Raw genomic sequence first — 14,284 nt, forward strand, 5'->3', positions numbered from 1 at the left:
TTTCGGAGGAGATCGAGGCGCCGTTTCATTAGGTCAAGAACCCGCGAGCGCCGATCTGGTTGCACGAGGGCCTTGAGCCTGCTGATAGTCGAAGAAAGCTGGCGTTTAATATTCAGGTGGCTCGCCCATTTCGTTGCGCTGCTTCTTGTTCGAGCATGGCAAGCTTTTCGCGGATCTCCTCCGGCTCGGCATGCTCCAGGCCGACCACGTCGTTTCTGGTCTCCCTAAGCGAAACGACGATCTCATCGAGCTTAGCGTGAATGGCCGCGGTATCGCGATAGCCCTGTATCAGGACAACACCAGTGATCACGATGGCGGCCACCGAAAGGACATAAGTGACCGCGTTGGTCAGTCCGAATGGCACCAGCGCGGTGCACAATACCATTGCGACCATCATGACGTAGAAGCCTGGCGGCCGGGAAAGGAAGTCGGCCGTCATAAACAGGATCCGGTTCATTCTAACGGCTCCATGATTGTGAAGCCGTGGCTCGTTCCTGCGCCAAACGCCGAAGTGGATACAACCACACCATCATATCCTGGCCAGAGCGAATACGGCTACCAGCGCGGTCAGAGCCACGCAAATGGGCACTGCCAGGAGGAAACCGGCCTCTATGAGGCGAGTCTTTTTGTCATTGAACATCCAACCACCCGTCGCTGGCTAAATTGAAGTTGACGGGTTCGCTCGCCGCCAAAGCAGCGAGCGAACCGTTATCAACGCAGGAAGGGACATAGCTGCGCGGATTTTGAAATGTGGACTGTCCAGGTTCAGCCATGGGATATTCCGATGACGAGCAGGGATATGGCCAAGACGAAAACTGGCGCCAGCAACCAACGCGCTTGACCAACACTTCTGTCCATGAATTCTTTCCTTCAGTTCCGTGGCTGACAACTTCCGCGACAGATGACCGTTCCAAGCTGCACCGACGGCAAGACCATTGCGGAATTCGACCGGACTTTGGTCCAACCACCTCCTCCGACTGAAGTCCTCCCAAGGGAACGATTGCATCCACGCCAAGTTGGCAGCTGAGCTTCGACACCACCGATCGGAGCCAATCTCACGAGGAGTAAGATTATGAAATTGCATCTGTCTGCCGCAGCCGCGGCATTTTTTCTGCTCGCAGGCGTCGGCGTCGCGGCGGCCGAGGACATCATCATTCAGCCGGAGCAGGAAACGGTTATCCGTGAATATGTGAAGAAGCAGCCGCTTGCTTCGGTGAAGGTTCCCGGAGTGGAACTCAACATCGGCACGGCGCTGCCTGACACGGTCGAACTTCGCGAAGTTCCCAACGTCAAATACCGCTACGTCGTGATCGACAACCGGACCGTTCTGGTCGATCCAACCACCCACAAGATCATCAAAATCTACGACTGACCGGCCTTGCCGGCCAAAGCCCGTCGCCTCTCCCGGCGACGGGTTCCAACTGACGGTCATAAGATGCAATATCTCATCTTTGGAAACGCCTGCTGCAAAGCTGAGAACAAAGTTCACGGACGTGAACATTACCGCGGCGACATGAAGGTGTTTCGAAAGGTCGCATCGGTGATGGCGGAGTCTGATTGACGGCGCCGACCTGATCGCCGCCTTTATCTTAATCGCGATTAGCCCATTCCTGGCCATTGGCCTAAGGTGATCCGGCCGCCAGCGGCTATGGCGTCGGGTTGGAACAAGGAAACGCCATGACTTCGACAGCAGCGCTGATCTGGTATCTGGTAATTGCCGGCCCGCAGGGCGGCATGGCGGTGTTGCCGAGCACTTTCGACAAGCGGGAACAATGCACGGCCGCCATTGCCGAATACCAGAAGCAGCCAACGTCGACGGGCTGGACCCTGCAGTGCGTCCCCAGCGCTTCACCATTCACAATCAATGGATCCGCCGAGTAGCGCAAGGCGGTCAAGGCCGGGCATAGCAACGCCTCCTTTGGCGCGACCTCTGCTTAGGCCTTAGGATCGACGGCCGCTCCGAGCAGATTGATATGTTCGGTCGCAATTTTGAGCAGGGTTTCCGCAGTCTCTTGCGCTGTCCATCCCTGGGCCTCTGATTCAGCCACCAAGGCCGCGAACGCCGCTTCCAGGGCCACCTCACAGTTGACCGCCCGATCCGGACTTCCTTCCGGCAATATCGGCGGTTGAATGGTCTGGGACATGCGCGATCTCTTCCAAAAAGGGGAAGCCCGCGCCTTAGCGAAGAATGCGGGCCGATCAAGGTTTCTGGCCCGATCTTCAGCAGTGGCGCGAGGGAGCGTTGCCTGCCGCAATCACCAACCCTCGGAAGTCACATATGTTCCAGACCAGCGGATCGAAAGTCGCACGCATCGACCGCTGCGAACCGTGACGGGTCACTTGGGAAAATCAGGCAAGGGATGCTCGATAGCATTGAGGATCGTGCGGTAAAGACTGTCGACCTCTTCATCGATTTCGGCCCGCTTGATCCCGAGCGCCTTGGCGTCCGCTATTAGCTTGTGCGTGAGTTCATCGACCAGGAGGACATCTGCCTTCATCGTCCTGGGGACATTGTTAGCGATCCATTGATCCAGAAAGTCGATTCCGCGTGCACTCATGGAGCGATAAGCTCGACCGCAAGGTTTAAGTTCCGCGTTTCCTCTAACGGCCCAACGGTCGCCTGGATAGCGAAACCAGCTCATCCTCATCGACGACGCCTGCCATGTAGTTGCCTATAATTCTGGAGGCGATTGCGTCACGCTCGTCGGGTGATTGATTTTCGAGCTTCAGCTGCTCGAACACCCGGCCCAGCAGAGCCATTTCGGCCGGATCAAAAATACCAGCCTCAGTCGCCTTTCTCCGAATTGGCATCATTCTCCTCCCAATAACCCTGCAAGGAAGCGTGCCGCAAAACCTGTTCGCCACGCAAGTGTTTCACCAGAACATTCGCCCGCTGGTCCGCCAGTGTTGCATTGTGGATCCCACGCGACGATAGCCCGAAGCTCGGTCGACGCACGGGAAAATTGGGATTGCGCCCAGTCGCAGCATGAGCCGACATGACCCTCGCAGATCACCAAACAAATTTACGCTTCAGGATGCCGAAACCAGGATCGGTTGCCTCAAAGCTCCTCCCTCCTATGGACCGCTCCCCTGGAGAGCAACTCACGCACCGCTCGTATGTGATCCTAGTTCATAACTCACAGTCATTCCTGCCTGACTTTGACTTCCCGTCAACCTAGCTGTCCGAAAAGGCGCGTCGGTTGGATGGGCCGCTTCAACATCCTGACGTCGCTTTTTGGCTTTCATGCCGGAACCAGTCGGCAAGCGTGAAGTTCCTCCTGTGCCTTGATTGAGAAGGCAACAAACCAGGAGAAGAGGACGCACGTCGCGCTTACCAAGCTCGCGGAGTCGGCGGTCAACGTCGCAGCAGGTGCGGCTTAACGGGTTCATCGCGTTGTAGAAGCCTCGGTCAATTGTTCGCCGGGCTCCGAACAATCAACGCATCGGCGTCTCAGGGCGCGAACAGGAGTATGACATGGGCTTTTTCAGCAGATTCTTCTCCGGCCTGGGTCGCAAGGCGCCAGCCGACAAATCGAGTGGAGACATGCGCAAGGCAACCGGCGCCGGCCCAGCTATCGCGGCTCATTCCAAGGACGCCAAGACGTCGGCGGCGACCGGTCAAAATCCAGCGGCGGCCAAGAAGAAGTCCGCCAACTGACCGCGGATGTTTCACGCGCCGAAAAAGTGAGCCGTTCGGTTGACGATCTGAGCGGTAGCTTCCTCGAGCACCGCCTCGATGTGAGATCGGCTTCACTCAACGCTTTCAACTTTTTATCCTCTGATGGGCACTTGTTCGAACGTCGATTTGTCTGAAAAAGATGCGCGCCTGCCGAAAATCATTCTGCAGCCCGACGACGTGGTCGCTCTTTGAGGCGTAGCGGGAACAGCTTTGCCGCTCACGACGTTGAGGACATGAGTCAGGGCATTAGGAGGCGAATTGGTGGAAGCGCTCGACCGCAACCCAGGCCCGGGTCGTGGCAGCCCACTGGTCGCTCGCCATAGAGTTCTGGCCGAATGTGGCGCAAAGTGAGGACAGCACCCGGCAATGATGCGTCGTTGATCGACGGAGAAGCCGCAAGTCGCGCTGCATCAACAACTGAACAGAGCAAGGCGGCTCTGAGATCAGAGGATGGCGATCGCGGGCGCGACGCGGCGTGGCCATCCCAGATACCAGCCCTAGGCTGGAAGGATATTTTCTGGCGCCTGTGGGAGGAATTCAACAAGGACCGGGTTCTGCTCGTCGCGGCCGGTGCCACGTTCTACTTGCTGCTGGCGCTCTTCCCGGCTTTGGCTGCGTTCATTTCAATTTATGGCTTTGTCGCGGACCCGGTTACGGTTGCGGACCATGTCGCATATCTCGGCGGATTGCTTCCGTCAGGGGGGCTGGACCTCATTCGAGGTCAGCTGCAAGCCTTGGCCATGCAGAAGCCCGGTGCTCTTGGCATAGGCTTCTTCATCGGCCTTGGTATCGCACTGTGGAGTTCCAACAGCGGCATGAAGGCCCTCTTTGATGCGATGAACATCGCCTATGAGGAACGGGAGAAACGCAGCTTCATCACGCTCAACCTGATGTCGATCCTGTTCACCGTCGGAGCGTTGCTTATCGGCATCGTGCTGCTCCTGACCGTGGGCGTCGTTCCCGCACTTTTGCGCTATTTCTATCTTGATGCGTGGACAGAGACGCTTGTCGCAGTATCCCGGTGGCCGATCCTGGTCGCCGCGATGCTGACCGGAATATCCCTGCTTTATCGCTTCGGACCGAGCCGCGAACGCGCCAAGTGGCGCTGGCTGAGTTGGGGCGCCTTGATTGCGACCGCAGCATGGATCGCAGCGTCGTGGCTGTTCTCGTTCTATCTGCAGCATTTTGCCAACTACAACGCCACCTACGGGTCGCTCGGCGCTGTTGTCGGTTTGATGATGTGGACGTGGATTTCCGTCATCATCCTCATTGCTGGCGCAGCCATCAATGCCGAGATGGAGCACCAGACAGCGGTGGACTCGACCACCGGCCCTCCACTGCCCATGGGCAAGCGGGGTGCCGTGGTAGCGGACACTTTGGGCAAAACCGCAGACTGACTATCTAACGAACACGCACTGTCAGCGAGAATGCGTGTTCGGGTCCTGTCAGCGACTGGTCTGCTGGGTCACCTGAGACAACGTGCTTTCAAGGAAAAATTGAACAGCGATGTCGATACCGCGTCTGCTTTCATGCGGCGCCCGCTGCCCTACCTTGCCGTGCAACCAAAACCGAGTTCCGCCGTTTTGTCCGGTTCGATATTTCGGGGGATATCTTGGGACCATCCAGCAAGGACAGGGCGAGCGCCGCGTTTCGCAGCGCCGGAGACATGGCTGAGCGTATCGGTTCGTTTGGTTGGGGCGCTACATCTATCGGGCCGGTCTCTTCATGGCCCACAGAGCTGAAGACACTCGTCGATCTCATTCTAGGCTCTGCACAACCTATGTTCGTCGTCTGGGGCCAGGACCGCATCTGGCTCTACAACGATGCCTTCATCCCTATCCTTGGCCGGAAGCACCCGACCGCTCTCGGGCTGCCCAGCCAACAGGTCTGGGCAGAGGCATGGGAGACGATCGGCCCGATGTTTGATCTGGTTTACCAGGGCCAATCTGTACATATGGACGACATTGAGATCCGAATCGACAAGCACGGTGCGCCGGAAGAGACCCATTTCGCGTTCTCCTACAACCCCATAGCGCAGCCGGAGACTGGGACGACCGGCGGTCTGTTTGGCGTCTGCACGGAAACCACGGATCGATTTCTGGCCGAAAAGCGCGAACGCCTCGCTGCTGAACGTCAGATCCATCTGTTCGAACAAGCACCAGGCTTCATCATTATCATGCGCGGTCGCGACCATGTCGTTGAATTCGTGAATGACGCCCATCGCCAGGTTTTCAACAGCGGTGATTGGCTCTCGAGACCCATTCGAGATGCCGTTCCCAGCCTGGAGGGACAAGGTTTTTTTGAACGCCTCGACGACGTCTTCCGCAGCGGTACGACGTTTGAAGCGCAGGGCCTTCCGGTCCGATTTCGCCGCTCGGCGGATAGTCCCGAGGAGACGCGCCACCTGACGTTTATCTACGCTCCCCTCTACGACGGCGGGAACCTCATCACAGGGATATTCTGCGAAGGGTTTGACGTCACCGAGACATTTCGTGCGAGAAAGCGGAGTGCTGCGCTCGCTGAGCTTGGGGACCTCGTGCGGCTGGTCGAAGACCCTGACGACCTGGCCTACGCCGCAGCCGAAATCATTGGGCGGGAACTGGATGTAAGCCGGGCCGGATATGGAACGATCGATCTCGCGAACGAGACCATCTCCATCGAACGCGACTGGAACGCCCCGGGGATCAAGAGTTTGGCCGGGGTGCTGCATTTCCGCGACTACGGCACGTATATCGATGACCTGAAGCGCGGCATCACTGTTGTCCTTGAGGATGCTGACACAGATCCGCGGACAAGCCAGAACCCAGAGGCACTGAAAGCGATCAGCGCTCAATCCCTCATCAACATGCCGGTCACCGAACGGGCTGGCTTTGTGGCCCTGCTCTACCTCAATCACAACAGGCCCAGATCCTGGTCGACAGAAGAGATCGAATTCGTTCGCGAGATGGCGGAGCGAACGCGTACCGCAGTCGAACGACGGCGCGCGCAGGCGGAGTTGCGACAGAATGAAGCTCGCTTGCGCTTCCTCGACGCACTGGGGAAAGAAACCTCGAAAAGTTCGGACGCGGACGCGGTGCTCGAGATCACGACTAGGATGCTTGGCGAGTATCTCGGCGTCGCAATCTGTGCCTATGCCGATATGGAGCCTGACCAGGACCACTTCACGATCCGGGGAGACTGGCACCGGCAAGGGTCTTCGAGCATCGTCGGCTACTACAGTCTTCGGGATTTTGGCCAGCTCGCCGTGGGCAAGCTCCATCAGGGCCTGCCTCTGATCATCAACGACAATCACGTCGAGTTGCCGCTCGAAGAAGCCGCGACGTTTCAGGACATCGGCATCGCCGCCACCATCTGCATGCCCCTTGTCAAGGAGGGGCGCCTGACCGCGCTGATGGCGATCCACGACAGCGCTCCGCGGGTCTGGACTCAGAATGAGCTTGCACTTCTCACAGAGGTAACGGAGCGGTCGTGGGCGCATATAGAAAGGGTGAGGTCGGATCAGAGCGCTGCCGAGACCGCGGAACGCTTGAGCCTGGCTACCCAGGCGGCCGCAATCGGCATCTGGGATTACGACCCGGTCGCTGACCATTTGCGGTGGGACGCACAATGCCGGGCGTTGTTCGGCATTACGTCGGACGATGAGGTTACCTATGAGGGCTCCTTCATCGCCGGCCTCCATCCAGATGACCGTATCCGGGCAGATGAGGCGGTCCGGCGAGCAATCGCTCCAGACAGTCTTGAAGGATTTAACATCGAGTACCGAACAATTGGCCTGGAGGACAGGATAGAGCGTTGGGTGGCGGCGAGCGGCCATGCCATTTTCGAAGCCAGCAAGGCCGTTCGATTTATCGGCACGGTTATCGACATTTCGGATCGCAAAAAAGCAGAGCGCCACCTCAAGATCATGAACGATACCGGCGCGGCGGTCGCTGCGGAACTCGATCTCGACAAGATCGTGCAAATCACCACCGATGCCGGCGTCGAGCTTTCCGGAGCCCAGTTTGGGGCTTTCTTCTACAACGTGCTCGACGCTCAGGGCGGCAGCTACATGCTCTATGCCCTGTCAGGCGCTCCGCGCTCGGCCTTCCAGAATTACCCCATGCCACGTGCGACCGCGGTGTTCGAACCGACTTTCCTCGGGAAAGGCGTCGTTCGGTCGGACGATATCCTCAAGGATCGGCGGTACGGCAAGAATGCGCCGCACAAGGGCATGCCGGAAGGCCATCTCCCGGTTCGCTCCTATCTGGCCGTGCCAGTCGTGTCGAACTCCGGCGAAGTTCTAGGCGGTTTGTTCTTTGGACACGCGGAGACCGGCAAGTTTGGTCCTGAACACGAAAGTGCCCTTCTGGGCATCGCCGGCCATGCCGCAACCGCGATCGACAATGCCCGCCTCTTCCAGTCAGCCGAACGCGAGCTGTCTGAAAGGCGGCGTGCCGAGGCCGCACTGCAGACGCTCAACTCCACGCTGGAACAACGCGTCATCGACGAAGTGGCGGAACGTTCGAAGGCAGAGGAACAGCTGCGGCAGGTTCAAAAGATGGATGCGGTCGGTCAGTTGACAGGTGGCATTGCGCACGACTTCAACAACATGCTTGCCGTCATCATCGGTGGGCTCAATCTGCTTCAGCGCAAATTGTCCAAAGGTGAGACAGACGTTGGTCGGTTTGTCGAAGGCGCCATGGATGGGGCCCACCGCGCCGCCGCCCTCACCCAGCGGCTGCTGGCCTTCTCACGACAACAACCGCTCAAGCCGGAGCCTATCAACGCCAACCGCCTGGTCGGCGGAATGACCGAGCTGTTGATGCGCACACTTGGGGAAACGATCAAGGTCGAGACGGCGTTCGGAGCCGGCCTCTGGCAGGTCAAGGCCGATCCCAGTCAGCTTGAAAGTGCCCTGCTCAACCTGTCGGTCAACGCACGCGACGCCATGCCCAACGGCGGTAAGCTGACCATCGAGACGTCGAACGCCTATGTCGATGAGCGATACGCTCGTGAGTCCGCCATTGCGGCCGGACAATTCGTGCTGATTGCAGTTACCGATACCGGCACGGGTATGACCACGGACGTCCTCGCCAAGGCCTTCGATCCCTTCTACACGACCAAGGGCGTTGGCAAGGGCACCGGGCTTGGCCTGAGCCAGGTTTACGGTTTTGTCCGGCAATCGGGCGGCAACGTAAGAATATACTCCGAGCCCGGCGTTGGCACGACGATCAAGATCTATCTGCCACGGCATTATGGCGGCACCGAGCAGGATTCTCCCGAGCTCAAATCAAGGTCGATAGATGGCGGCGTGCCAAGCGAAATCGTCATGGTGGTTGAAGACGAGGATCGCGTCCGCGCAGTATCGGCCGAAGCATTGCGCGAACTTGGCTATACGGTCGTCGAAGCCAGTGGTCCTAACGAAGCGATCAAGATGATTGAAGCTGGACAGCAATTGTCCCTGCTCTTCACCGACGTGGTTATGCCGGAGATGTCCGGACGTCAGTTGGTGGATATCTTGCGCAGGGGCAATCCCAAGCTCAAGGTTCTCTACACCACGGGCTACACGCGCAACGCCATCGTTCACAACGGAATCCTCGATCCTGGAACGCAGCTTTTGCCTAAGCCTTTCAGCCTTGAAGACCTTGCCGAAAAGGTGAGGACGATTCTCGACGATCCTTCATAGTGCCCACCAGCCGAGCAGATCTCGAAGCTTGACGCGCTCGGCGCTTCCATGGCCGCCGGCGATCTCCCATTGCCCGAACAGTGCCGGATCGTGACCGAGGAAGCCTGGAAGCTGAGCCAGCTTCTGGAATGTTTGCACAACAGCTTTGATGTCTTGCCACGGGCCCTTCAAGATCTCTGCAAGGCAGTCCTCGTTTCCATCAACCAGTGATCTGGCAGGAACGCCTCCGCGGCACCCCCGACGCCGAGTGCCTAATGTTGCAATATTTGAGTGGCCGGAATTGCGTGTGTGACTCGGATATAAAAGGCCGGGCTACGTGGCGGCTCTCCAACGGTTTCTGCTGAAACGGTGATCCAAACTGATTGCCCTCGCTTCAGTGGAGGAATCGACAGGAATCTTTGTCTCGGCACAGTTACCGCAGACGGACTTTCGACGCTGCTGTTCATAAGTCAGCTTGTTAAGAGGCCTGCGCGTTTTGGCTCTCCATCATGAGCATCCAAAGTTCGGCAAGAACAGCCTGCGCACGCTTTTCATGTCGGAACCAAAGCGATCGCACAATGTTAAGCTGGCGAAGGGCCGTCTTAATTAGTTGAGGATCTTAAATGAAAGCCGTCATACTTGGTGCTTTGGCACTGTGCCTTCTCGTACCGTCCGTGGCCTCGGCCGACGCGATCGTAGTCCAGACTCATCGACATCACCGACACCATCACTGGAACAATGACCGCGTGGTTGTCTACCGTGAAGGACATCGTCTCCATCACCGCCGCCATGGGGATATTGCATTCTACGACCACGGCCGCCGTCATCACCGCTCCGACGCCGTCATTATCCGAGGGCCGATGGATAGATCGCACCATCGTCACCGCCACGTTGTCATTCAGCAGGAGGACAACAACGGATATTGACCGAAGCTTTTTGGCCCGGCTCTCAAAGTGGAGAGCCGGGCATCACGCACGTACGATTTAGTGAGTGGAGCGGCCGCGAAAGCAGCACGAAACCGACTCCATGGCGCTGGTCACCATGTTCTTCGCCGGGAGCTTGGGTGCGCAGCAGGGCGGCGGCTCAAAAGGCGGCGGTTGCTGGCGGAGCGGTCCGAGAGCCATCCAGCTGTCTTCGGCACGCCAGCGAAGCCGGGCATTGTATCGCAATCGGCAAGACCAGATTTGCGCTGGAGCCCCATCTGTTTCGATCAAGCACCCGCTTGAAGTTGGATACGTGAATGGAAAAGATCAGGAGATTGCTGGCTTTCTGCTTTGTGGTCGTGAGCGCTAGCGCGATAAATTTCGAACTTACCCCTGCGGTCTCGGCCGCGCCTGTAGATGCGGTGGCGATTGCCGACCACTTCTCATCCGTAAAATCCATGTCCGGGGACTTCGTCCAGTCTGACCCAAGAGGTGAAAAGACCAGCGGTAGATTTTTTCTCCAACGCCCGGGAAAGATTCGGTTCAATTATACCGGCCAATCAGGGATCAGCTTAATCGCAGATGGACAATCCGTCGTAGTCTATAACAAAAAGCTGAAGACATCGCGCCTCTATGCTCTTTCGAAGACGCCGCTCAAGCTTCTACTGGACGACAAGGTCAAATTCTCTGGCAATCGCCTCAAAGGCATCAAAGACGATGGCGCCCAGGTTACCATCAAGCTGGCCGACAAGTCGGCCTTCGGAAACTCGAACATCACTATGGTCTTCGATAGGAAATCACTCGATCTGCGCAGATGGAGCATCACCGACGAAAGAGGACAGAGCACGACAGTCACTATCTCGAATGTGAGGGAAGGCGTTCGTGCCCCTCCAGGCACCTTCATGATCGACTACGCTGCAAATCGTGAATTCAACACCACAACGAAATAGCTGCTAGTCTTTTGCGCTTGTCACTCCACGTCGATCGAGGAGAGGCCCGCCGAAATCGCTCGACAGCCAGTCAAAGAACGAAAAGCGGGCGTCGGCAATCTGCCCCATCGCAATACGGAAGAGCAATGGTAACGGCATCTGACGTCGAGTTTCCCTTACCCTTGAACACGCAGCCTATGGAGGCACGCACGGCGGAGGCGTTGCCGCGAGAAGACGGTCTCTGGCAGTACGAACCGAAATGGGATGGCTTCCGCTGCATCGGCTTCAAGAGCGGCAAGGCTGTCGATCTCAGGGCAAAATCCGGCAAACCGCTCGGTCGCTATTTTCCCGAACTGATGGCGGCCTTGAGTGCGCTTGCGGCAACCGAATTCGTCATCGACGGTGAAATCATGGTGGAGATCGAGGACCGTGCCTCTTTCGACGCGCTGCAGATGCGGCTTCATCCCGCAGAGAGCCGCATCCGCAAGCTCAGTCGAGAAACTCCCGCGCAGCTGGTCGTCTTCGACATGCTTGTGGCCCCGGGAGGTCGGCTGCTGGTCGAACTGCCATTGCACGATCGGCGCGCAGAAGCTGAAGACTTGGTTGCCAAGGCAAAGACCAAGACCTTGCGGCTTTCGCCGGCCACCACGAGCCTGGCGACGGCGGACAAGTGGTTGAAGGGTGCTGGTACCGGCGGTGCCACGGACGGCGTCGTGGCCAAGCTGCTCAACGATCCCTACAAGCCGGGCGAACGTGCGATGGTGAAGGTAAAGCCCCTGCGCACGGCCGACTGCGTAGTGGGTGGGTTCCGCTATCAAAAGGGCAAACGACAGGTTGGATCGCTGCTGCTCGGGCTATACAATGGCGATGGTCTGCTCGACCATGTCGGCTTCACATCAACCATCGCCAATGACGAGCGTGCGGTGCTGACGCAAAGGCTGGGACATCTGCTTGGCGGATCCGGCTTCACCGGCAAGGCGCCGGGCGGCCCGAGCCGCTGGAGCACCGAGCGTAGTGGCGAATGGGAGCCGGTCAGACCGGAGCTGGTCGTGGAGGTTCGCTTCGACCAGGTCACCGGCAACCGCTTCCGGCATGGAACGAAGCTTTTGCGCTGGCGCCCGGACAAGGAGCCAAGCCAATGTACGTTTGGGCAGATAGAATAGTCGAAGCCTACTGGTGCGCCGGGTGCACTATCGATGTGGCTGATCTTCGCGCATGGCGTTATAGACAAGCAGGCCCGCCGCTAATGACACGGCAGCGCCGACCATATCGCTGCCCGTCAGCCCTAAATAATAAACGAAAGCGAATGTCAGCTCGGCCATGGGTTCCACCAAAAGGGTTCTCCGAGACAACCCTTAAGGATCGCTAATGTTCCAATCGTTTGAGTCGAGGTCACCGCCGTCGAAAACGGCAGCCATAGCTTGTGCGAGGGCCGCTGGTGGCTTGTTCTGTTCTGGGCAAAAGAGATGCCTAAGGCGGCCATGTTCAACGCCAGGATTGAAGGCATCGATACCGCAGCGGCCTTCCGGGACGTATTCAAGTCGAAACGCTGCCTGATCCCGGCCGATGGCTTCTACGAATGGACGATCTCGTCGGCCGGCGGCAAGAAAGATCCTTGGCACATCTACCTGCCGGACTACGCGCCTTTTTCGTTCGTCGGGCTCTGGGCGTATAACACTAATCTCGATGTCGCCAGCTGCACAATCATCCCCAGCCGGCCGGCGAGCCGAATGAAAAACCCACGACCGGCAGCCGGCAATCCTCGACCAGGCCTATTACGACGCATGGCTCGACCCGGGGACGCCGAAGGAATATCTGAAAGAGACATCCTCAGCCACGACATCGACGGCCAGTTGCAGTTCAACCGAGTTGGGCGCGACGTCAATTCGACCGTCATAAACAGGCAGCCGAATGATCACCCTGCCCTGGTCGGACCGATCAATCCGCTATGAGCGAGCTTGCCGAAGGCATGACGGCGGCGCGGCAAAGTGGACGGATCGAAAATCATGTCTGCGAGTTTGACGTGTGCGGGAAGCGCGCGCCGTTCGGATTTGCAAAGCCGACAACCATCACATTGGTCTGTTTCGAACATCGCGAACACGGCGACAGCTATTTGGCGGGGGTGAGATGATCAGTCGACCAAGAGAAGCGAACGATTATCCAGACCGAGTCATCGACTGCCAGGAGGCGATGGAGCCCGGCTTCCAGGCCATCGTTGATTGCATGCTGGAGGCCGGCTGGTCGCGCGGCGAAACTCTGCAGTCAATGAAGCGGCTGATCGCAGCGGACAATATGACTCAGAAAGAGAACGCGAGGACGGAAACACAGCTCGCAATCGCTCGGGCCATGATGCGCGCCGGCAGGCCATTTTAGGGTCCTAATCGGGATTCCGATGAATGGCGGTGGTGCTGGGGTGAGGCTTAGGAAGGAGCCGGGCCACAAGCTTCCCGACGGTGAAGCAGGCATCATCGAAAATTGCGAGATGTAGGCTCGCCGAGAATAACCCCAACGAAATCTCAGCGAGCCAGCCGCCCCGGCATGAGGGACATAACAGGGCGACTAAATTGCTTTACGAGCCCGCCCTCCAAAAAGTTGCCTGAAATCGTCAAGCGCATCCGAAAGGGGGCCTTTAGCTTACCCCCTGGAACATTTCGACGCGTGCTGGATTAACACGGCATCCGTTTGGTGGTGGCAGGACCAGAGTGTGATTTCGATAACCCCCGATGGTTCAGAAGAGAAACCCCCACGGATGGGCATCCTTCCAATCATCGCGGCTACCGTTTTTGTTATGGCGGTGGGATGGTCTGTCTTTGAATTGTTCATCGAACTGCCAAAAACGCAATGGAACAGTCAGGCGGAAGAAAGCCCCGGCTCGGCGTTCAATGGCGTACCAGGCGACCAAAACCCTAAGTTCGGCAAAAGTGCCCCTTCAAGGCTGGGCGGCGATTGACGCCTGTTTTAGACCCGTCCCCCATTCACGGCAGCGACGGGCGTCCCACGGGTAACGGTGGAGGGTCTTGCCGACGCGGGTGGCCTCGGCCGCATCAGAAACCATACGCGGCGCCGAATGTTCCATCGCGCACCGTCAACGCTTCTTCGGCGTCGGCTT

Annotated in this window: 19 protein-coding genes; 11 read left to right on the forward strand and 8 right to left on the reverse strand. The window is 58.1% G+C overall.

Translation table 11 applies throughout. The annotated features are described in order from the left end of the window. Window positions 1-112: 112 nt before the first annotated feature. Complete coding sequence (locus ACLGL5_RS31565) at window positions 113-457, reverse strand: low affinity iron permease family protein (RefSeq protein WP_010915342.1); 345 nt, start codon at window positions 455-457, stop codon at window positions 113-115. Between the two features lie 172 nt (window positions 458-629). After that, window positions 630-773 (reverse strand): hypothetical protein, encoded by a 144-nt coding sequence (locus ACLGL5_RS31570; protein ID WP_155772686.1) that lies wholly within the window; start codon window positions 771-773, stop codon window positions 630-632. Window positions 774-1,072: 299 nt separating this feature from the next. Between ACLGL5_RS31570 and ACLGL5_RS31575 the strand changes: the two genes are divergently transcribed. Beyond that, on the forward strand, window positions 1,073-1,372 hold the full coding sequence (locus tag ACLGL5_RS31575; RefSeq protein WP_038648754.1) for a DUF1236 domain-containing protein: 300 nt from the start codon (window positions 1,073-1,075) through the stop codon (window positions 1,370-1,372). A 305-nt stretch (window positions 1,373-1,677) separates the two neighbouring features. After that, window positions 1,678-1,881, forward strand: coding sequence for a hypothetical protein (locus ACLGL5_RS31580; protein WP_027047168.1), 204 nt, complete (start codon window positions 1,678-1,680; stop codon window positions 1,879-1,881). Between the two features lie 53 nt (window positions 1,882-1,934). On the opposite strand, the gene ACLGL5_RS31585 is transcribed toward ACLGL5_RS31580, so the two are convergent. The 3 genes from ACLGL5_RS31585 to ACLGL5_RS31595 all read right to left on the reverse strand — a co-directional run bounded on the left by ACLGL5_RS31585 (window position 1,935) and on the right by ACLGL5_RS31595 (window position 2,814). Then, window positions 1,935-2,144 (reverse strand): hypothetical protein, encoded by a 210-nt coding sequence (locus ACLGL5_RS31585; protein ID WP_019859928.1) that lies wholly within the window; start codon window positions 2,142-2,144, stop codon window positions 1,935-1,937. Window positions 2,145-2,336: 192 nt separating this feature from the next. Then, window positions 2,337-2,558 carry a DUF768 domain-containing protein gene (locus ACLGL5_RS31590; protein WP_038648757.1) on the reverse strand — a complete coding sequence of 74 codons (222 nt, stop codon included), beginning with the start codon at window positions 2,556-2,558 and terminating at the stop codon, window positions 2,337-2,339. Window positions 2,559-2,601: 43 nt separating this feature from the next. Then, on the reverse strand, window positions 2,602-2,814 hold the full coding sequence (locus tag ACLGL5_RS31595; protein ID WP_317452354.1) for a hypothetical protein: 213 nt from the start codon (window positions 2,812-2,814) through the stop codon (window positions 2,602-2,604). A gap of 661 nt (window positions 2,815-3,475) precedes the next feature. Between ACLGL5_RS31595 and ACLGL5_RS31600 the strand changes: the two genes are divergently transcribed. From ACLGL5_RS31600 to ACLGL5_RS31610, 3 genes are all read left to right on the forward strand, one after another. Then, entirely contained in the window at window positions 3,476-3,658 is a 183-nt protein-coding gene (locus ACLGL5_RS31600) for a hypothetical protein (protein WP_010915337.1), read from the forward strand. Between the two features lie 356 nt (window positions 3,659-4,014). Next, on the forward strand, window positions 4,015-5,076 hold the full coding sequence (locus tag ACLGL5_RS31605) for a YihY/virulence factor BrkB family protein (RefSeq protein ID WP_069092829.1): 1,062 nt from the start codon (window positions 4,015-4,017) through the stop codon (window positions 5,074-5,076). Between the two features lie 269 nt (window positions 5,077-5,345). Then, complete coding sequence (locus tag ACLGL5_RS31610) at window positions 5,346-9,344, forward strand: GAF domain-containing protein (RefSeq protein ID WP_494372827.1); 3,999 nt, start codon at window positions 5,346-5,348, stop codon at window positions 9,342-9,344. On the opposite strand, the gene ACLGL5_RS31615 is transcribed toward ACLGL5_RS31610, so the two are convergent. Then, window positions 9,339-9,515 (reverse strand): hypothetical protein, encoded by a 177-nt coding sequence (locus tag ACLGL5_RS31615; RefSeq protein WP_171903309.1) that lies wholly within the window; start codon window positions 9,513-9,515, stop codon window positions 9,339-9,341. The two genes, ACLGL5_RS31610 and ACLGL5_RS31615, sit on opposite strands and share 6 nt — an antisense overlap. Window positions 9,516-9,925: 410 nt before the next feature. Continuing rightward, window positions 9,926-10,213: a hypothetical protein gene (locus ACLGL5_RS31620; RefSeq protein ID WP_032920686.1), complete on the reverse strand. Its 288-nt coding sequence runs from the start codon at window positions 10,211-10,213 to the stop codon at window positions 9,926-9,928. A gap of 350 nt (window positions 10,214-10,563) precedes the next feature. Between ACLGL5_RS31620 and ACLGL5_RS31625 the strand changes: the two genes are divergently transcribed. After that, a complete protein-coding gene (locus tag ACLGL5_RS31625; RefSeq protein ID WP_069092831.1) occupies window positions 10,564-11,196 on the forward strand; it encodes an outer-membrane lipoprotein carrier protein LolA in 633 nt (210 codons plus the stop codon). Between the two features lie 125 nt (window positions 11,197-11,321). Next, window positions 11,322-12,338: an ATP-dependent DNA ligase gene (locus tag ACLGL5_RS31630; RefSeq protein ID WP_069092832.1), complete on the forward strand. Its 1,017-nt coding sequence runs from the start codon at window positions 11,322-11,324 to the stop codon at window positions 12,336-12,338. Between the two features lie 27 nt (window positions 12,339-12,365). Here the strand turns inward: ACLGL5_RS31630 and ACLGL5_RS31635 are convergent, their stop codons facing one another. Further along, on the reverse strand, window positions 12,366-12,497 hold the full coding sequence (locus ACLGL5_RS31635) for a hypothetical protein (protein WP_020628965.1): 132 nt from the start codon (window positions 12,495-12,497) through the stop codon (window positions 12,366-12,368). 144 nt (window positions 12,498-12,641) lie between these two features. Here ACLGL5_RS31635 and ACLGL5_RS31640 point away from each other — a divergent pair, with 144 nt between their 5' ends. The 4 genes from ACLGL5_RS31640 (at window position 12,642) to ACLGL5_RS31655 (ending at window position 14,125) form a co-directional block, all read left to right on the forward strand. Continuing rightward, window positions 12,642-13,127, forward strand: coding sequence for an SOS response-associated peptidase family protein (locus tag ACLGL5_RS31640; RefSeq protein WP_069092833.1), 486 nt, complete (start codon window positions 12,642-12,644; stop codon window positions 13,125-13,127). Then, complete coding sequence (locus tag ACLGL5_RS31645; RefSeq protein WP_069092834.1) at window positions 13,124-13,306, forward strand: hypothetical protein; 183 nt, start codon at window positions 13,124-13,126, stop codon at window positions 13,304-13,306. Before ACLGL5_RS31640 ends, ACLGL5_RS31645 begins: the two co-directional genes overlap by 4 nt. Beyond that, a complete protein-coding gene (locus ACLGL5_RS31650; RefSeq protein WP_069092835.1) occupies window positions 13,303-13,548 on the forward strand; it encodes a hypothetical protein in 246 nt (81 codons plus the stop codon). Before ACLGL5_RS31645 ends, ACLGL5_RS31650 begins: the two co-directional genes overlap by 4 nt. 331 nt (window positions 13,549-13,879) lie before the next feature. Further along, window positions 13,880-14,125: a hypothetical protein gene (locus ACLGL5_RS31655; protein ID WP_141700968.1), complete on the forward strand. Its 246-nt coding sequence runs from the start codon at window positions 13,880-13,882 to the stop codon at window positions 14,123-14,125. The last annotated feature ends 159 nt before the right edge of the window (window positions 14,126-14,284 follow it).

This window comes from Mesorhizobium sp. U510 (assembly GCF_059180695.1).